General features: G+C 69.6%; 19 protein-coding genes. 11 read left to right on the top strand and 8 right to left on the bottom strand.

All coding sequences use genetic code 11. The features are described 5' to 3' along the window. Positions 1-152: 152 nt before the first annotated feature. A complete protein-coding gene (locus VPH61_RS00790; protein ID WP_332061614.1) occupies positions 153-518 on the top strand; it encodes a cupin domain-containing protein in 366 nt (121 codons plus the stop codon). 18 nt (positions 519-536) lie between these two features. Here the strand turns inward: VPH61_RS00790 and VPH61_RS00795 are convergent, their stop codons facing one another. After that, on the bottom strand, positions 537-1400 hold the full coding sequence (locus VPH61_RS00795) for an alpha/beta fold hydrolase (protein ID WP_332061615.1): 864 nt from the start codon (positions 1398-1400) through the stop codon (positions 537-539). 105 nt (positions 1401-1505) lie between these two features. On the opposite strand from VPH61_RS00795, the gene VPH61_RS00800 reads away from it, so the two are divergent. Then, positions 1506-2297 carry an aminoglycoside adenylyltransferase domain-containing protein gene (locus tag VPH61_RS00800; protein ID WP_332061616.1) on the top strand — a complete coding sequence of 264 codons (792 nt, stop codon included), beginning with the start codon at positions 1506-1508 and terminating at the stop codon, positions 2295-2297. A gap of 144 nt (positions 2298-2441) precedes the next feature. Here the strand turns inward: VPH61_RS00800 and VPH61_RS00805 are convergent, their stop codons facing one another. Both VPH61_RS00805 and VPH61_RS00810 read right to left on the bottom strand, forming a co-directional pair. After that, positions 2442-3317 carry an RNA polymerase sigma-70 factor gene (locus VPH61_RS00805; protein ID WP_332061617.1) on the bottom strand — a complete coding sequence of 292 codons (876 nt, stop codon included), beginning with the start codon at positions 3315-3317 and terminating at the stop codon, positions 2442-2444. Next, a complete protein-coding gene (locus VPH61_RS00810) occupies positions 3314-3922 on the bottom strand; it encodes a carboxymuconolactone decarboxylase family protein (protein ID WP_332061618.1) in 609 nt (202 codons plus the stop codon). The genes VPH61_RS00805 and VPH61_RS00810 overlap by 4 nt, the downstream gene beginning before the upstream one ends. Before the next feature lie 188 nt (positions 3923-4110). On the opposite strand from VPH61_RS00810, the gene VPH61_RS00815 reads away from it, so the two are divergent. Together VPH61_RS00815 and VPH61_RS00820 are read left to right on the top strand one after the other, a co-directional pair. Continuing rightward, on the top strand, positions 4111-4686 hold the full coding sequence (locus VPH61_RS00815) for a helix-turn-helix domain-containing protein (RefSeq protein WP_332061619.1): 576 nt from the start codon (positions 4111-4113) through the stop codon (positions 4684-4686). Further along, positions 4683-5261: a DUF6036 family nucleotidyltransferase gene (locus VPH61_RS00820; RefSeq protein ID WP_332061620.1), complete on the top strand. Its 579-nt coding sequence runs from the start codon at positions 4683-4685 to the stop codon at positions 5259-5261. The genes VPH61_RS00815 and VPH61_RS00820 overlap by 4 nt, the downstream gene beginning before the upstream one ends. Before the next feature lie 47 nt (positions 5262-5308). Here VPH61_RS00820 and VPH61_RS00825 read toward each other — a convergent pair whose 3' ends face one another. Then, a complete protein-coding gene (locus tag VPH61_RS00825; protein WP_332061621.1) occupies positions 5309-6592 on the bottom strand; it encodes a serine hydrolase domain-containing protein in 1284 nt (427 codons plus the stop codon). Between the two features lie 32 nt (positions 6593-6624). Continuing rightward, a complete protein-coding gene (locus VPH61_RS00830) occupies positions 6625-7593 on the bottom strand; it encodes a LysR family transcriptional regulator (RefSeq protein WP_332061622.1) in 969 nt (322 codons plus the stop codon). A gap of 72 nt (positions 7594-7665) precedes the next feature. Between VPH61_RS00830 and VPH61_RS00835 the strand changes: the two genes are divergently transcribed. Genes VPH61_RS00835 through VPH61_RS00850 form a run of 4 tightly spaced genes read left to right on the top strand, consistent with a single transcriptional unit; the run spans position 7666 to position 11735 of the window. After that, complete coding sequence (locus tag VPH61_RS00835; protein WP_332061623.1) at positions 7666-8634, top strand: EamA family transporter; 969 nt, start codon at positions 7666-7668, stop codon at positions 8632-8634. 60 nt (positions 8635-8694) lie between these two features. Then, a complete protein-coding gene (locus VPH61_RS00840; RefSeq protein ID WP_332061624.1) occupies positions 8695-9888 on the top strand; it encodes a serine hydrolase domain-containing protein in 1194 nt (397 codons plus the stop codon). A gap of 14 nt (positions 9889-9902) precedes the next feature. Then, a complete protein-coding gene (locus VPH61_RS00845) occupies positions 9903-11105 on the top strand; it encodes a serine hydrolase domain-containing protein (protein WP_332061625.1) in 1203 nt (400 codons plus the stop codon). A gap of 39 nt (positions 11106-11144) precedes the next feature. After that, entirely contained in the window at positions 11145-11735 is a 591-nt protein-coding gene (locus VPH61_RS00850) for a hypothetical protein (RefSeq protein WP_332061626.1), read from the top strand. Positions 11736-11757: 22 nt separating this feature from the next. Here VPH61_RS00850 and VPH61_RS00855 read toward each other — a convergent pair whose 3' ends face one another. From VPH61_RS00855 to qcrB, 3 genes are all read right to left on the bottom strand, one after another. Beyond that, entirely contained in the window at positions 11758-12216 is a 459-nt protein-coding gene (locus VPH61_RS00855) for a hypothetical protein (protein ID WP_332061627.1), read from the bottom strand. A 97-nt stretch (positions 12217-12313) separates the two neighbouring features. Next, the gene (locus tag VPH61_RS00860) at positions 12314-13108 is read right to left on the bottom strand and encodes a bestrophin-like domain (protein WP_332061628.1); all 795 of its coding nucleotides are present in this window, start codon (positions 13106-13108) and stop codon (positions 12314-12316) included. A 168-nt stretch (positions 13109-13276) separates the two neighbouring features. Then, positions 13277-14740 carry a cytochrome bc1 complex cytochrome b subunit gene (qcrB, locus tag VPH61_RS00865; protein WP_332061629.1) on the bottom strand — a complete coding sequence of 488 codons (1464 nt, stop codon included), beginning with the start codon at positions 14738-14740 and terminating at the stop codon, positions 13277-13279. A gap of 158 nt (positions 14741-14898) precedes the next feature. On the opposite strand from qcrB, the gene VPH61_RS00870 reads away from it, so the two are divergent. The 3 genes from VPH61_RS00870 to VPH61_RS00880 are packed head-to-tail and all read left to right on the top strand — an operon-like array spanning position 14899 to position 17131. Further along, positions 14899-15504 carry a dihydrofolate reductase family protein gene (locus VPH61_RS00870; protein WP_332061630.1) on the top strand — a complete coding sequence of 202 codons (606 nt, stop codon included), beginning with the start codon at positions 14899-14901 and terminating at the stop codon, positions 15502-15504. Between the two features lie 54 nt (positions 15505-15558). Beyond that, complete coding sequence (locus VPH61_RS00875; RefSeq protein WP_332061631.1) at positions 15559-15888, top strand: YciI family protein; 330 nt, start codon at positions 15559-15561, stop codon at positions 15886-15888. A 10-nt stretch (positions 15889-15898) separates the two neighbouring features. Next, entirely contained in the window at positions 15899-17131 is a 1233-nt protein-coding gene (locus tag VPH61_RS00880) for an RNA polymerase sigma factor (protein WP_332061632.1), read from the top strand. Positions 17132-17133 lie beyond the last annotated feature (2 nt).

Here is a 17133-nt window from a genome sequence, read left to right on the forward strand (position 1 = left end):
CGCCTCTCATCCGTAGGGTGACGTATCGATACGATCCTCGACGTCGAGATGGCCGTACGCGGCCGGGCTCGCCGCAATGCGGCGATTCGTTGACGGCCGCTGGGCCCACTGTCATAGTGAGGTTAACTCAATAATGGTGCGAAGGAGCCCCCATGTCCGCCATGATCCGCAAGAGCCTGAACCAACCCGAAGAGACACGCCCGTTCGAGGACGGCAAGGGCAAACTCGAGCTCGTCGATGTCGAGGCCGGCGCCGTCGGCAGGGCCACCTTCGAACCCGGCTGGCAGTGGTCGAAGCACGTCAAGCCGATCGCGAAGACCGACAGCTGCCAGTTCGCTCACACGGGCTACGTCCTCTCCGGCCGAATGAAGGTCGTCATGGACGACGGCGAAGAGAACGAGTTCGGCGCCGACGACATCATGGTCATCCCGCCGGGCCACGACGCGTGGACGGTGGGAGACGAGGCATGCGTCGTCATCGACTGGCAGGGGATGAACGACTACGCCAAGCGCTCGTAACCGGCGATCACCTCCGGGCTACGTGAGGAACTCGACCAGCGCCCGGGCGACGTCGCCCGGAGCGTTCTCCATCGGGATGTGCCCCGCGTCGGGAATGGTCACGAGCGTGGTGTGCGGAATCTCCGACGCGAACCGCTCGGCGTACTCGAGCTTCTGGAAGCCGTCGTCTTCGCCCCAGATCAGCAGCTTCGGCGTCGTCGATTGCGCCAGCGCGGGAACGAGTTCACGGGTGTAGCGGTTGTCGGCCGCGCCGGCCAGGGCCATCCAGGAGCGGCGCACCCGCGCATCGGTCCACGGGTCGAGGTACTCCGTGATCAGCGCCTCCGTCGCAGCCCCGGCGAGCGCCGCCGTCACAGCCTCGCGGCGGGCAGCAAGCAGCTCCTCGGCGCCGACGGTCGCGATGACCTGCGGGTCGCGGAAGCGGGCCACCCCGGCCACAGGCCAGGAGTCGAAGGTGACCGAGTTCGCCAGAACCAGCCGGTTCACCTCCAACCGGTCGTGCGCGACGAGGTGCTGGGCGACGGCACCGCCGATGTCGTGGCCGACCAGGGCGATCGGGCCCGAGAGGTTCATGGCCGACGCGAAGCGCACCACCCAGTCGGCCAGGGCGGGAACCGTGGCGGTCTGCAGGTCGAGCTCGCCGCCCGAGCGCCCCAGACCAGGAAGATCGACGGCGATCGGCCGCAGCCCCGCCTCGGCGAGGCGGCCGAGCACGGGAAGCCAGACCCGGCTCCAATACGTTCCGTGCAGCAGCAGCACGACCCGGCCGTCGTGCCCTGCGGTCAGGTAGCTGGCGCGCTCGCCGTCGACCTCGACGGCGGCCCGCAGCACGCTCGTCTGTGTGGTGTCGTTCATCGAACCCGTCATCGTGATTTCGCTCATCCGACCACTGTGGCGGGAGCGGACGCCACGCCACAGAGGCCGCAGCGACACTCAGCCGCGAATTCCTGACACGGTCGCGTCGGGCTGCCTTGCTAGCGTGGCGGCATGGAGGAGCAGCTCGCACCCGTGCTCGGCCACCTCGACGAGGCCGACCCCGGCGAGATCATCGGCGTCTACCTCTACGGCTCGGCCGTCGCTGGCGGTCTCCGCCCTGACAGTGACCTCGACGTCCTCGTCGTGGCGCGCCGCTCACTCACCCCCGACGAACGCGAGGCGCTGACGGGCGTGCTGCTCGACGCCTCGGGCGGGTCGAGGCACGTACTCACGCTGTCCGACGGCAGCCGTGGCCGACCGCTCGAGGTGACGTTCGTCGTCATCGGCGATGATCGCCGCTGGCCGGAGCCCGCCGCCCACGATCTGCAGTTCGGCGAATGGTTGCGCCGAGACATCCGAGACGGCCTGTCGCTCGAGCCGACGATCGACCCCGACGTGCCGATCCTGCTCGCGACGGCGCACACCGCGCACCGGGTGCTGCGCGGCCGACCGCTCGCCGAGGTCGTCGACCCGGTGCCGCCCGCCGAACTGCGCCAAGCGATGCTCGCGAGCATTCCCGACATCCTCGAGGAGATCGAGGGCGACGAACGCAACACGCTGCTCGCCTTCGCCCGTATCGTCACGACGCTGCGCACCGGTGAGATCGTGCCGAAGGATGTCGCCGCGGCATCCGTGGCGGCCGAATTGGAGCCCGGCGAACGGGCCCTGCTCGAGCGCGCACGGGCCGGCTACCTCGGCGAGGCGGCCGACGACTGGACGGGCCTCGGCGACGAGGTCACCGCACTCTCCCGTGCGCTGGCGACGCAGGCGCAGCGACTCGCTGCGGCCGACGAGGTCGGGTAGCGACGCGGCCGCTACACCTCGACTGGCACGCCCGCCGTCAACCACACGGCGCGGTCGTGAACGGATGCTCCGGCCGCATCGAGCGCGCGTCGCGGAGGCCCTCTTCGCCGTCGACCGCCGGTCGGCCGCCGGACGACCACGGCGTCACCGCACCAGCTGCGCCGCCTCGTCCATCCGCCCGAGCTTGTTCGGGTTGGCGATCGAGAAGATCCGCGTGATGCGCCCGCCCTCGACCTCGAAGCAGATCGCACCCGCGAGTTCGCCGTCGACCTCGCCGCGGATCGCGGGATGCCCGTTCACCCACGTCGGCCGCGCCTCGAACGGCAGCCCGAGCTTCGCGAGACCGCCGAGCAGGTAGCGCGCGATCTTGTCGGCACCCTGGATCGGCCGGCGCGCGGCACCCTTCACGAGTCCGCCGCCGTCGGCGACGGAGACCACGTCGGGCGCGAGCACGTCCATCAGACCCTGCAGGTCGCCCGAGTTGACCGCCGTGAGAAACCTCGCGACGACCGCCTCCTGCTCGGCGCGGTCGACGGCCACACGGGGGCGACGGGCGGCGACGTGCTCCTTCGCCCGGTGGGCGATCTGCCGCACCGCCGCCGGCGACTTGTCGACCGCCGCCGCGATCTCGTCGTACGGCACGTCGAACACCTCGCGCAGCACGAACACCGCGCGCTCGGTCGGGCCGAGCGTCTCGAGCACGGTCAGCATCGCGATCGACACGCTCTCGGCGAGCTCGACGTCGTCCGCGACATCCGGAGTCGTGAGCAGCGGCTCGGGCAGCCACTCCCCCACGTACGTCTCGCGCCGCCGCGACATCGTGCGCAACTGGTTCAGCGCCTGCCGGGTGACGATGCGCACGAGGTACGCGCGCGCATCGAGCACCTCGCTGCGGTCGACCTGGCTCCACCGAAGCCAGGACTCCTGCAGCACGTCCTCCGCATCGGCCGCCGAGCCGAGCATCTCGTACGCGACGGTGAAGAGCAGGCCGCGGTGGGTGACGAACGGATCGTCGGTCATGCTGTCGAACCTACAACGGATGCCGCGACATCCGCCCGTGTGGCGAGCGGCGGCATCTCGCAGGCATCCGCATAGCCCTCGGAATGGATGCCGAGCGCGACGTTCATGCGCGAGCTCATGTTCATGAACGCGACCTTGGCGGTCAGCTCGATGAGCGCGGCCGGGCCGAGCGCCTCGAGGAGCGACGCCGACAGCTCGTCGGTCACGGCGGGCGGGGTCTGGCTCATCGCCTCCGCGTACTCCATGACCTGCCGTTCGAGCGGCGTGAAGACGGATGCCTCGCGCCAGACCGGCACCTGCCGCGCCTTCTCATCGTCGAGGCCCTCGTTGCGCGTCTTGTAGTAGTTGAAATCGAGGCACCAGCTGCACCCGATGTACGCCGCCGTCGCCATCACCGCGAAGCTCGCGAGGTTCTCGTCGAGCTCGTCGAGCGCCTCGATCTTGCGGCCCATGCCCATCGATGCCCGCATGAGCGCGGGGTGGTGCGCGAGCACGCCCATCGAGTCGGGAACCCGGCCGATCATGCGCTTCGCGGCGACCTTCACGACCCGTCCGAAGACTCCGGTGAGCTCGGTCGGCTGAATGCGGGTCTGGGTGGTGGTCATCATGTCCTCCTGTGCGTCGACGGCCCGGGATTCGGTTCCCGGATGATCCGTCGACATGAAGACACCGGATGTCGCGTGGGTGTGACACCCGGGCGCGAAGAAGTTCTCAGGAGCAGAGTTTGACCCCTGGACGCTCCGATAGAGTCAGGCGTATTATGAGATGGATCGAATACTGGGAGGTGAAATCGATGAGCGCAGGTAGCTTGATCCGAACGGCACGCAAGAGCCGTCGTCTGACGCAGGGCGCACTCGGGCGCCGTGCCGAGCTGTCGCAATCGCACCTCTCGCTGATCGAACGAGGCCATCAGAACCCGTCGTACGACGCGGTCGAGCGAGCGCTCCGAGCGACCGGGCATCGCCTCATCGCCGTGCCGAGCGTTCGCGACGACGCCGCGGCCGTCGCCGCCGACATCCGCTTCGCAGTGCTCCATGGTCGTGAAGACCGTGCGCTGCGGCGATTCATCCAGCTCAGTGACAATCTGCTCGCGGAGCACGGAGCTGTGCGTTTCGCGCTCACGATCTCGGAGCCCGAAACCACGGGAAGCAAGCAGTGGGATGCCGCGATCGCCGCGCTCGTGGCGCACCACCTGGTTGCCGAGGGCCTTCCTATTCCCGACTGGGCGAACAGCCCGGCACGTTCACTGCGCCGACGGTGGGCGGTCGGTGAAGGCCCGTACACGCTCACGCCCGAGCTGCACCGGGTTCCGCCCGAGTTCCTGCGACGCGGCGTGCTCATCGATGCGGACACGCTGGTGAGCGTGTGACCACCCGATTCGACCGCGACGGCCTGATCGACGGCCTCCGGCAACTGATCGCGAAGCTCCGCGAGTCCGACGGTCCGACCGGCGTGCGCATCATCGGCGGCGCCGCACTCGCGCTGCGCTACTTCGATCGCGAGTCGACGGTCGACATCGACGCCAGGCCGATCGGCGACGCCGAACGGGTGATCGCCGCGGGCAAGGCGATCGCCGCCGTGAACGGTTGGCCCGAAGACTGGCTCAACGCGCAGGCGTCGGGCTTCATCCCCGACTACGGAACGTCCGCGACCGAATGGCACACGCTGCACGACGATGGCACGGTCGTCATCCAGGTGGCGTCAGCCGAGGCGATGCTCGTGATGAAACTCCGAGCGAACCGCCCCGGGCGCGACGATCGCGACATCGCGAACCTCCTGGCAATCTGCGATGTCACAACGCTCGACGACGCCGAGACGCTCTACGAGTCCTACTACCCGTCCGACCTCCTGCCTGATCGCGCGGTGCGCATGGTCGAGCGGATTCTGCAGGTCGGTCTTCCCAAGACGCCGAAGGCACCGCCGCGACCGGACTTCGGAGTCTGACGAACGCTGGCGACATCGCTGTGCCCGGCGGCTCAGCGGCGAGCGTGTCACCCCTCGACGAGCGGATGCCCCACGACGTCGGCGAGCGCGTTGCCGATGAAGACGGCCGGATCGCTGCACGCACCGGCGGTGCGACCCCCGGCGATGGTGCCAACGCTCTCGGGGCACTCTCCCGACTTGATGTCGCTGTTGGCCATCACGATGAGCGTGGTGCCCGACTCGAGGTGATGCTGCAGCACCGTGTTGAAGCCGGGCAGCGTGCCGTCATGGCCGTACCAGCCGAGTGCCAGGCCCATGCCGAGGCCGTAGGCGCGAGCCGGGCTCTGCGGCGCATCCGTGTCGGCGTCGACGTACACGCGCAGCGAGAAGTCGAACGAGTCGATGCGCTGCTGCTGCCACTCGGGTGCGAGGATCCCGTCGCCGGTGGCCAGCACCTCGCTCCAGGTGAGCAGGTCGTCGAGGTCGGAGATCATGGCGCCCGCCGTCCAGCCCCACGACGGGTTCCAGTCGGTGGTCTCGACGGGTACCCCGTCGTCGACGCCCTGCAGCGTGTACCCCTGCGCGTGCGGCTCGGGGAACGAGGCATCCGTCGGGAAGATCGTGCCGTCGAGGCCGAGCGGTTCGAAGATCTGCTCCTGCAGCACGTCTTCGATGGGCTCGCCCGTGACCTGCTCGATGACCATGCCGAGCAGCACGGTATTGGTGTTCGAGTAGAAGGTCTTCGTGCCCGGCGCGAACATCGGCTCTTCGCCCCGAACGATGTCGACGAGGGCCTCGGGCGTCCAGACGAAGTCCGGGTCGCTGAACAGCTTCTGCTCGAACTCGGTGTTGAACGTGTACGAGGGGATGCCGCTGCGCATGGCGCCGAGTTCGTAGAGCGTCGCGTCGCCGTTCGGCATGCCCGGCACGTACTTCTCGATCGGGTCGTCGAGCGAGAGATCGCCCTGCTCGGCGAGCTGCATGAGCGCAGTGACGGTGAACGTCTTGGTGACGCTGCCGACGCGGTGGTTGACGTCGGCCGCCATCGGCACGGTCTCGTCCCAATCCTCGAAGCCGATCGTCGCAGACCACGTGCCCTCCGGCGTTCGCACCCCGATCACGGCACCGGGCGCACTGATGCCGGCGAAGGCTTCGGTCGCAGCGGCCGCAAGTTGCTCGCCGAGCTCATCGCCGAGCCCGTCTTCGACGACGACGAGACGGCCATCGGATGCCTCGGCGGCGGGTGTCTCCGACGACGACGCGTCACTCGACGGACTCGCGCAGCCGGCGGAGCCGGCAACGAGCGCACCGACGGCGAGGGTCAAGAAGGCAGTGCGGATGTTGCTCGGCATGTCGTCCCCATTCGATCAAGCGAGTGCTGGGCTCACTCTATGGCGGGACCGCTCTCTGCACGGGTGCTCTCTGCGACGGACCGTCGGATCGCGTCGAGCACCGTCTGCAACGCGGGCGAGTCGGCCTGGCTGAGGCGGTGCACCGCCGAGACGCCGCGGGTCGACGCGGGCCGCACGGTCGGGATGGCGACGAGGTCGGGATGCAGCGGCGGCCGGCCCATGCGCGGCACGAGTGCGACGCCGAGGCCCGCGCGCACGAGCTCGAGGTGGTTCTCGAACTCCATCGACTCGTGCACGATGCGCGGCGCGTTCGAGACGCCGTCGAACAGCCGGCGCAGCCACTGCCGGCAGATCGTCGAGTCGAAGGTCGCGATCCACGCCTGATCGGCGAGATCGGTCGGGCTCAGCTCGGCGCGGCCCGCGAGCGGGTGCTCACGGCGCAGGATCACGTCCGCGACATCCGTGAACAGGGGCGTTTCGACGAGGTGATCGGGCATCGCGAGCGCGACCCCGCCCCAGCGGTGCACGATGCCGAGGTCGCGCTGACCCGACGCGACGAGCGCGATGGTCTCCCACGGCTCGCTCTCGCGGAGCGGCACCCGCAGTTCGGGATGCTCGTCGCGCAGGTGCGGCAGCACGTCGACGAGGATGCCGCGCACCGCGGTCGAGAACGCACCGATGCGCACCTCGCCGGTGACGCGGCGCGTGGCACCCCCGTCACCGGCACCGCCGGGCCCGCCGCCGGCGAGGTGCAGGTCGGCCTCGATGCGCTCGAGGTCGGCGAGCACGGTCGTCGAGGAAGTCACGAGGTGGCGCCCGGCATCCGTCAGCACGACGCCGCGGCCCACCCGCTCGAGCAGGGCGATGCGGGTGCCGCGTTCGAGGCGCTTGATCTGCTGCGATACGGCCGACGGCGTGAAGCCGAGCGAGTCCGCCGCCGCTGCGACGCTTCCGTTCGTGGCCACCGCTCGCAGCGCGACCACGGCTTCGAGATCGATCATGCAGCGATGCTACCGAATCAGGCAGAGAAATGATCGCTGGTGTTTCCGGATGCCTCGGGCGATTGTTGAACCATGACGAGACGCGACATGCTGCTGGCCGCCGCCGTGGCCACCCTGTGGGGCTTCAACTTCGTCGTGATCGACTGGGGCATGGAGGGCATCCCGCCGCTGTTCTTCGTGGCCGTGCGCTTCGGCGTGGTCGCGCTCGCGGCGCTCATCGTGCCGCGTCCGCTCGCGAGCTGGAAGACCGTCGTCGGGGTCGGGCTCTTCATGTGCCTGGGCCAATTCGGCCTGCTCTACACCTCGATGGCCCTCGGGCTGCAGCCCGGCATCGCGGCTCTGCTGCTCCAGGCCCAGGTCGTGCTGACGATCGTGGTCGCGGCGCTCGCCCTGCGCGAGCGCCCCACCCGCCTGCAGACGATCGGCGTGCTCGTGGGCACCGTCGGACTCGGCGTCGTGGCCTTCGGCCGCGGCGGCGACGCGCCGGCCCTCGCCGTCGTGCTGTGCCTGCTCGCCGCGTTCTCGTGGGCGATCGGCAACGTCATCTCGCGCAAGGCGGGCCCGGTGGCGCCCGCGAGGCGACTCGGCGCCCTGTCGCTGACGGTGTGGTCGTCGCTCGTCGTGCCGCTGCCGGCCTTCGGCCTGTCGATGATGATCGAGGGGCCCGATGCGATCTCCGCAGGGATCGCGGCCTTCGGCTGGCGCCCGATCGTCTCGACGCTGTACACGGCAGGCCTCTGCACCCTCGTGGGCTACGCGATCTTCAACGCCCTGCTCGCACGCAACCGCTCGGCGTCGGTGGTGCCGTGGGTGCTCCTCGCACCCGTCGTGGCGATGGCCTCGGCGGCCCTGCTGCTCGGGCAGGTCCCGAACCTGTGGGAGACCGTCGGAGGGCTCGTGCTCGTCGGCGGGGTCTTCATCGCGAACGCCCCTTCGCGGCGACGCACGAGCCGACCACCCCTGAACCCGCCACCACCCGTGAATCCTCCACCCCTGAAATGGGGCACCGCCGACCCGCATCGGCGCCTCCCCGCGGCGTAATGTCGCGGGTGGGGGCACTCGCTCTCGAACCGCGTCATGCGCGACGGCAGGGGGCCGGCCATGCGGAACTCCAAGTGGGCGGCAGCCACAGCCGCAGCCGTCACCGCGCTCGTGCTGAGCGGCTGCGCCCCGGAGATCGATGACCCTCCGCTCCCCGCTCGGCTGGACTCAGGGCTGCGCGAACAACTCGAGACGGCACTCGACGAGGGTTTCGCGGCATCCGGAATGCCGGGGGTGATCGTCGGGGTGTGGATCCCCGGCGAGGAGGAATGGGTGTCGATGCGCGGCGTCGCCGACGTCGAGACCGACGAGCCGATGGCGCGCGGCAACCAGCAGAAGATCGGCAGCATCACCAAGACGATCGTCTCGACCGTCATGCTGCAGGTGATCGGCGAGCCCGAGTTCGGCGTGAGCCTCGACGACACGCTCGACCGGTGGTACCCCGAGTTCCCCGAGGCGACGAACATCACGGTGCGCATGCTGCTGAACCACTCGAGCGGCACCGGCGAGGCCGGGCGGGCGCAGGTCGACCGCATCTGCAGCGCCCCGCACGCCGTGCCGACACCCGACGAGCTCATCGCGGTCGGTGCGGCGACGCCCCGCGCCGACTTCGCTCCCGGCGCGGGATTCGAATACGCCAACACGAACTACTTCCTGCTCGGCGGCATCCTCGAACAGGTCACCGGTGACGCGCTCGGCACGCTCGTCCACGACCGCATCACGGAGCCGTTCGGCATGGAACGGAGCCGGTTCGCCCCCGACGGTCAGGTCACCGCACCGCTGACCCACGGTTACTCCGACTTCTGCCCCGAGCTCGGGGAGCCGGCCGACACCGTCGACTGGTCGAACGGCGAGAGCTGGGCGGGCGGCGGCATGGTGTCGACGCTCGACGACCTGCGCACCTGGGGCGAAGCACTCGGCGATGGCGCCGGCGTCACCAGCGAACTGCAGGCCGCAAGATATACGGATGTCGCGGTGATCCCCGGACCGGGGAGGAACGCGTACGGCCTCGGCGCGGGCCTCGAGCTCGACGTCGCCACCGGCTGCGTCTTGAGCGTCTCCCACGCCGGCGCCGAGCCCGGCTACGGATCGAACGTCGCCTTCTACCCATCGACCCAAGCTGTCTTCGCCGTGCTCGGCAACGGCGACGGCGGCACCGGCGATGCGACCGCGGAGGTCTCGAAAGCGGTCGGCGCGCTGCTGCGCCCGCTGCTCGTCGTCTCGCCCCACCGGTGCGAGGCCCCATGGGGATGAGGACGGATCCGATCATGCGGACATCGAAATGGCTGGCCGTCGCGATCGCGACGCTCACCGTCACCTCACTGAGCGGATGCCTCGGTGCCGCGCCGAACGACGCCCCGCCGCCGACCGCCGCCACGACCACCCTCGATCCTGAACTGCGCGGGCAACTCGAGGCGGCCCTCGACGAGGGCTTCGCGGCATCCGGAATGCCCGGTGTCATCGTCGGCCTGTGGGTGCCGGGGCAGGAGGAGTGGGTCTCGGCCCGCGGCGTCTCGGATCTCGACGGGGACGTTGCGATGGACCGCGCGAACCAGTCGAAGATCGGGAGCATCACCAAGACCGTCGTCGGCACGGTCGCCCTGCAGGTCATCGGCGGCGGCGAGACCGGCCTCACGCTCGACGACACGGTCGACGAGTGGTACCCAGACTTTCCGCTCGCGAACGAGATCACCGTGCGCATGCTCATGAACATGTCGAGCGGCATCGGCCCTCCTGGCGAAGCGCAGATGGACCGGATCTGCGCGGATCCGCACTCGCCGATCACGCCCGACGAGGTGATCGCGATCGGTGCGGCGACACCGCGCGAGGCCTACGGGCCCGGCGAGGGCTTCACCTACTCGGGGTACAACACCTTCCTGCTCGGGCGCATCCTCGAGCACGCCACCGGCACCGACCTCGGCACGCTGATCGACGAGCACCTCATGGAGCCGCTCGGCATGACCCGAAGCCGCTTCGCGCCCGATGCCGTGCTGGCCGAGCCGTTCAACCGCGGCTACTCCGAGTTCTGCCCGCTGCTGCCCCAACCAACCGACACCACCGACTGGACCAACCACGAGGGCTGGGCGGCCGGTGCCATGCTCTCCACGATCGACGACCTCCACACGTGGGGGCTCGCGCTCGGCGAGGGATTCGGGCTCACACCCGAGATGCTGGCCGCGCGCATCGACGATCGCGCCCCGGGCACGAGCGACGCGGGATACGGCTACGGGCTCGGCGTGAGCGTGCACGTCGACCCGGCGACCGGATGCCTCCTCGATCTCAACCACAGCGGCGCCGAGCCGGGCTACGGTGCGCACGTGCAGTACTTCGAGGGCTCCGGCGCCGTGTTCGCCCTCATCGGCAACGGCGACGGCGGCACCGGCGTGGAGTTCTTCAAAGTCGTCAAGGCACTGCTCACCGTGCTGCCGCCGTCGGTGGCCGCGACGTCGAGCGAGGACTGCGACTCGTAGGCCCGCGACTCGTAGGCCTGCGCCTCGTAGGCTTGGGGCGTGCCCCGACTTCATGCCGAGCCCGACCTCTCCAAGTGGATGCCCATTACGGACTCCCTCGGATTCCGCGGGCGTCGGCACCGCAAGGCGGCGATCCGGATGCTGCTGTCGCAGGCCAAGGGGCCGGGGGCCGCGCCGGGCGGCGCCGGCAGCGGCTTCAGCGCGTGGGCGATGAGCCAGGCCGTTCCGTTCCTGATGCGCAAGGCCGCGGGCCGCGTGCTCGTGTGGGTCTGGAAGGCCGACCCCGAACTGCTCGTCGTCATGGCGCAGGTGCAGGAGGCGACACCCCAGATGCGGATGGCGCGGGCATCGATGCCGATCGAGTACGACGACACCGAGGAGTTCCGCGGCGACTACCTCGGCGTCGGCGAGAAGCTCGCGATGCCGCTGCCAGAGGGCGGTCGCCCGCCGTTCGCGACCTACACCTGGGATCTCGGCACGCACTTCGTGAGCGTCACCGCCGTGTGCAGCGACCGTGAGCGGTTCGGCACCGTGATCGGCGCCGTCGACGAGCTCGCCCGCGGCATCCGTGTCGTCGACGACCTCACCGTCGGCGAATCGCAGACCGTGCTGCGGATCGACCCCGCCTGACTCAGGTCGATCCCGTCACGGGTCAGAGATCGACGACGCTGAACAGTCGGTCGGAAGGGTCGACCAGCACGTCGACGGTCTCTCCGACTTTGATGGGCCCGTTCCATCCTCCGGAGCGAGCGCGTGCCTCGAATGGCTCGAGGCCGTCGACATCGATGCGCAGAATCGCCGCGTACCCGTCCTCCAGCGGCTCCACCGAGAGCACCCTGGCAGTTCCGGGTACGCCCTTGGCGCGAAGCTGTCGCGTGTCGCGGGCAGATGAGTGCATCCCAGCCAGGAGAAGCAGGGCGACCAGAATGCAGACGATCGAACCGAGCACCCACTCACCCGCCTGCTGCGGATTGCCGGTCGCAAGGTGGAACACGAGGATCGCCGGTACGACGAGTTCGGCCGCGATGAACACCCACAGGAAGATGAGCACGCCGCGACCGAGCTCGTCGGAGGCCTGGTTGCCGCGCAGGACCGCATTCGTCCGTGTCATGTTCGCATGGTACCCAGAGGCGAGCGTCCGTGCGCGAGGGCGTCGATCCCGTCCCCTACGAGGGGCGGGCTGCAGTCGATGATCGAGTGCCGGCGCGCTACTCGCGCGCGTCGATGATCTGCTCGAGCACCCGCTCGTACGCGCCCGGCCCGATCGAGATCGCGCCGGCGAACGGGTGGTCGGTGTCGGCCGTGACGAAGATCACGAGGCCGATGAAGACCGCGAGCAGGCCCGCCATGAGCAGGTGCAGGCCCCGGTTCGTCACGTGGATGAACGCGATCAGCACTGCGTTGACGGCAGCGCCCACCCAGATCACCACCCAGAACAGCGGCGGCAGCGAGAGGGCGGTGGCGTCGATGCGCGCTCGGCGCGACTCGATGAAGGCGTCGTAGGTCGCGAGCGCCTGCTCGAACTCCGCCTGATCACCGCGGGTCTCCGCCTCGACGGCATGCAGCAGCCGCTCGAACTCCTCGACCTGCACGTCGCTGGCAGTCGGGAGATCCCCCTCTGCCTGGTCAGGGAAGTCGACCTCGATGACCGCGTGCATGTAGGCGTCGAGCGCCCGTCGCATCTCGTCGCCCTGTTCGTCGGGCAGACCGGTCGTCGCCCGGTAGAGCGCGCCGACCCGGCCTGCCTCCTCGATCGCGGCCTGACGCGTCGAGGCGAAGTTCTCGTAGACCGACACCGCGACGAGCGCGAGCAGGATGCCGAAGAAGACACCGAACGTGCCGATCACGTGCGCGAGCGCGCGATCCCACTCCTTCGAGTCGGTCACGAGCCGGTTCACGACGGGGCGGAGCGCGACGACGACCAGGCAGGAGACCACCACGAACCCGCCCACGAACAGCGGCAGCGTGATCAGGATGCTCGTCTCGTAGAACCAGTCGACCATGCTCGCTCCCCACCCCAGAGGAGGACGGGCGACAGGTGCCCGTCGATGCGGCACAGCCTACGGAAGACGCGCGGTCGCCCGCCATCCCCCATCCGCGCCTGGGCGCTCGCTCAGCCGGCGGTCCCGACTCCCACGAGTTACCCGAGCGCCAGAGCGGCGCCGCCCGAGTCACTCCGACGAACGCGCCCCGGCCTCGATCAGTCGCCACTGCTCGTACCGGTCGACCGATTCGTGCACCTCGATGTACTCGCCCCCCGGCAGGCGAACGATGCGACCGGTCTCGAACCCGTGCAGCACGAGGTCGCGGTCCTTCTGCTGCAGGCCGAGGCACACCCGCTGGGCGATGGTGAAACCGATCGCCGGCCCGACGATCAGCGTGACCTGCAGGGCCAGCACCACGCCCTCGATCGAGAGGCTGAAGGCGTCCGCGATGAGATCCGCACTACCGGCCGCCCAGAGCGTGCCGTAGAACGCGAGGCCCGCGACGCCGATGCCGGTTCTCGTCGCCATGTTGCGCGGGCGATCGAGCAGGTGGTGCTCACCGCGGTCGCCCGTGAAGCGCTCCTCGAGGAACGGGTACACGGCCACGAGCAGGAGGAAGGCGCCGATCACCGCGAGCGGCACGATCACGGCCAGCGTCCACGTGCGATCGAACGCGACGACCTCCCAGCCCGGCGGCACGAGCCGGAGCGCGCCGTCGAGGAAGCCCGTGTACCAGTCGGGCTGACTGCCGGCACCCGCGTCGCCGGGTGAGGCCGGCCCGTACAGCCAGATCGGGTTGATCGTCACGGTCGCCGCGATCAGCATCACCAGGCCCGAGACGATCAGGAAGAGCCCGCCCGCCCGGGCGGCGGCGTTCGGGAAGAGCGGGACACCTACGACGTTGGCGCGGGTTCGCCCGGGCCCGGCGAACTGCGGCGGCCGGTGCCGCGCCAGCAGCGCGACGCGCACGATGAGGAGCGCGATCATCGCCGGCACGACCACGAGATGCAGCGGGTAGAGGCGCTCGATGATCTCACCCGGGAACGGGCCGCCGAACAGCAGGTCCTTCAGCGGCGTGCCGACCACCGGAATGCCGAGCGTGATGCCCTCGACGATGCGCAGGCCCGTGCCCGAGAGCATGTCGTCGGGCAGCGCGTAGCCGCTCCATCCGCCCGCGAGCGCCGCGATGAGCAGCAGGAACAACGCCACCCAGCCCGCGCGGCGCGGACGGCGGAACGCGCCGGTGAAGAAGGTCACCAGAAGCTGCGCCAGCAGCGCCGCCGGCAGCAGCAGCGCGGCCCAGTGATGTGCTTGCCGAAGGGCCAGCCCGCCCGGCACCTCGAACGAGATGTGCATGGTCGAGGCGAACGCTTTCGAGACCTCGGCGCCGTGCAGCGTCGGATACGCCCCCTCGTAGACGACCGTCGCGCCCGACGGCGTGTAGTGGAACATCAGCATCACGCCCGTCACGGTGATGACCGCGAGGCAGGCCAGCGCGACCACGCCGAACAGGTTCGACCAGTGCAGCGGCACCGCGCGATGACGCAGTTCCTGCATCACGGCCCCGCTGCGCCGACCGACGGTCGTCTGCGCCAGCCGATCAGCCATCCGCCCCGTGAGATCCGTGCGGTGGCTGCGTACCTCCGACATGTTCGTCTCCTCTCATGCCCTTCACACATACGACACGGCGGCGCCCCGATCTGTGACAGCTCGAGGGAATTTCGCCAGAGGTGTCCGATTCGGGCCACGCTGTTCGTAGCAAGGGTGAGAGGCCGCCCGCGAGGGGCGGCCCGAGAAGGGAAACGATCATGAAACTGATCACCAACACCCAGGTCACCGTCGACGGCGTGATGCAGGCCAACGGCGGCAACAACCCCGAGCTCGACCCCGGATTCGACCGGGGCGGCTGGGCGATGGCGTTCGACGACGATGAGGCCGAGCGCTACATCGGCGACTGCTACCTGCGCGCCGACGCGTTCCTCTTCGGCCGCCGCACCTTCGACCTCTTCGCCGCGTACTGGGGCGGTGTTCGAAAGGACGACATCGACGACCCGTTCGTCAGTTCCCTGAACTCGCGCCCGAAGTTCGTGGCGTCGAACACGATCACCGACCCGCAGTGGGCCGACACGACGGTGCTCGCGGGCGACCTCGAGAAGTCCATCCGCGAGCTGAAGGCGCGGCCCGGCGGTGAGCTGCAGGTGCACGGCAGCGGGCAGCTGATCCGCTGGCTGCTCGAACGCGAGCTCGTCGACGAGATGACGCTCATCGTCTTCCCCGTGATCGTCGGCGCCGGCACGCGACTCTTTCCCGACAAGGGCACGGATTTCGCCCTCGAGCTGCTCGAGTCGCGCACGTTCCAGACCGGCATCATGGCGCAGACCTTCCGGCCCGCAGGCCGGCCGCAGTACGCGTAGCCCGGCGCGGCGACGCAGACCAGAATGTCCCTGAACGGCACGTGGAGGTATGAGATGCAGTACTTGGTTTCCGTGATCGACGACAAGACCGGCTCCGGCACGGAGGAGGAGATGGCGGCCATCCGGGCGTTCAACGAGCGACTCCGAGCGGGTGGCCACTGGGTGTTCGCCGCAGGACTCGCCGCGCCCGAGACGTCGACGGTCATCGACGCACGCGGCGAGGAGCCGGTCTTCACCGACGGACCCTTCATCGAGTCGAAGGAGCACATGGCGGGCCTCTGGATCATCGAGGCGCCCGACCTCGACGTCGCGCTCGAACTCATGACCGCCGGGTCGAAGGCCTGCAACCGCCGACTCGAAGTACGACCGCTCCTGTTCGTGTGAACATCGTTCAGTGACCGCCATCGACGCACGCGAGGCCATCACCCGGGCGCACCACGCCGAGTGGGCTCGGGTGGTCGCGTCGCTCGCCAAGCGCTTCGGCGACCTCGACATCGCCGAGGAGGCCGCGGCCGAGGCGTTCGCGACGGCGGTCGAGCGCTGGCCGGCCGACGGCGTGCCGCCGAACCCCGGCGCCTGGCTCACCACGACCGCCAACCGCACGGCGATCGACCGCATCAGGCGCGAGCAGAAGCGCCACGACAAGCACCGGGAGGCGATGATGCTGACCGACGACACCCCGCCCGAGCCGCTCGGCGCGATCGACGACGACCGGCTGCGACTGATCTTCACGTGCTGCCACCCCGCCCTCGCGATGGAGGCGCGCATCGCGCTCACGCTGCGCCTCGTCGGAGGTCTCACGGTGCCCGAGATCGCACGCGCGTTCCTCGTGCAGGAGTCGGCCATGGCGCGCCGCATCACCCGCGCGAAGGGCAAGATCGCGGCAGCCGGCATCCCGTACCGCGTGCCTTCAGCGCAGGATCTGCCGGCACGTATCACCGGTGTGCTCGCCGTGCTCTACCTCGTCTTCAACGAGGGGTACCTCGCAACCGGCCCCGACTCCGATCCGGTGCGCGCCGACCTGACGGCCGAGGCGATCCGGCTCACCCGGCTGATTCGAATGCTCCTGCCCGACGATGGCGAGGTGACGGGACTCCTGGCACTCATGCTGCTCACCGAGGCCCGCCGCCCCGCCCGCGTCTCGACGACGGGCGAACTCGTGCCCCTCGGCGAACAGGACCGCGGACTCTGGTCGGAAGCTCTGATCGACGAGGGCCATCGGCTGGTGCGCGAGCGACTGGCATCCGGAATCGCACCGGGTCGCTACCAATTGCTCGCGGCCGTCAACGCCGTGCACACCGATGCGCGAGAGGCCCGCGACACCGACTGGTCGCAGGTCGTCGCCCTCTACGACCAGTTGGTGCGGCTCGACCCCTCGCCGATCGTCGCCCTGAACCGCGCCATCGCGGTCGCCGAGCTCGAGGGGCCGGATGCCGCGTTGCCGGTCATCGACCGACTGGGCGACGCCTTGAGCGGCTACCACGCCTTCCACGCCACCCGGGCCGAGCTGCTGCGGCGACTCGGGCGTCGCGACGACTCGCGTGATGCCTACGACCGGGCCATCGCCCTCGCCGGCAACAGCGCGGAGATCGCCGCGCTGACGCGCCGTCGCGACGAGCTCGGCTGAGC

Source organism: Agromyces sp. CCNWLW203 (genome assembly GCF_036576125.1).
Taxonomy (GTDB): domain Bacteria; phylum Actinomycetota; class Actinomycetes; order Actinomycetales; family Microbacteriaceae; genus Agromyces.

Coding starts and splice junctions, on each gene's coding strand:
- VPH61_RS00845 (WP_332061625.1), top strand. CDS start 9,903: ATGCGGACATCGAAATGGCTGGCCGTCGCGATCGCGACGCTCACCGTC.
- VPH61_RS00810 (WP_332061618.1), bottom strand. CDS start 3,922: ATGACCACCACCCAGACCCGCATTCAGCCGACCGAGCTCACCGGAGTC.
- VPH61_RS00855 (WP_332061627.1), bottom strand. CDS start 12,216: ATGACACGGACGAATGCGGTCCTGCGCGGCAACCAGGCCTCCGACGAG.
- VPH61_RS00805 (WP_332061617.1), bottom strand. CDS start 3,317: ATGACCGACGATCCGTTCGTCACCCACCGCGGCCTGCTCTTCACCGTC.
- VPH61_RS00830 (WP_332061622.1), bottom strand. CDS start 7,593: ATGATCGATCTCGAAGCCGTGGTCGCGCTGCGAGCGGTGGCCACGAAC.
- VPH61_RS00835 (WP_332061623.1), top strand. CDS start 7,666: ATGACGAGACGCGACATGCTGCTGGCCGCCGCCGTGGCCACCCTGTGG.
- VPH61_RS00790 (WP_332061614.1), top strand. CDS start 153: ATGTCCGCCATGATCCGCAAGAGCCTGAACCAACCCGAAGAGACACGC.
- VPH61_RS00860 (WP_332061628.1), bottom strand. CDS start 13,108: ATGGTCGACTGGTTCTACGAGACGAGCATCCTGATCACGCTGCCGCTG.
- VPH61_RS00815 (WP_332061619.1), top strand. CDS start 4,111: ATGAGCGCAGGTAGCTTGATCCGAACGGCACGCAAGAGCCGTCGTCTG.
- qcrB (WP_332061629.1), bottom strand. CDS start 14,740: ATGTCGGAGGTACGCAGCCACCGCACGGATCTCACGGGGCGGATGGCT.
- VPH61_RS00870 (WP_332061630.1), top strand. CDS start 14,899: ATGAAACTGATCACCAACACCCAGGTCACCGTCGACGGCGTGATGCAG.
- VPH61_RS00800 (WP_332061616.1), top strand. CDS start 1,506: ATGGAGGAGCAGCTCGCACCCGTGCTCGGCCACCTCGACGAGGCCGAC.
- VPH61_RS00795 (WP_332061615.1), bottom strand. CDS start 1,400: ATGAGCGAAATCACGATGACGGGTTCGATGAACGACACCACACAGACG.
- VPH61_RS00840 (WP_332061624.1), top strand. CDS start 8,695: ATGCGGAACTCCAAGTGGGCGGCAGCCACAGCCGCAGCCGTCACCGCG.
- VPH61_RS00825 (WP_332061621.1), bottom strand. CDS start 6,592: ATGCCGAGCAACATCCGCACTGCCTTCTTGACCCTCGCCGTCGGTGCG.
- VPH61_RS00875 (WP_332061631.1), top strand. CDS start 15,559: ATGCAGTACTTGGTTTCCGTGATCGACGACAAGACCGGCTCCGGCACG.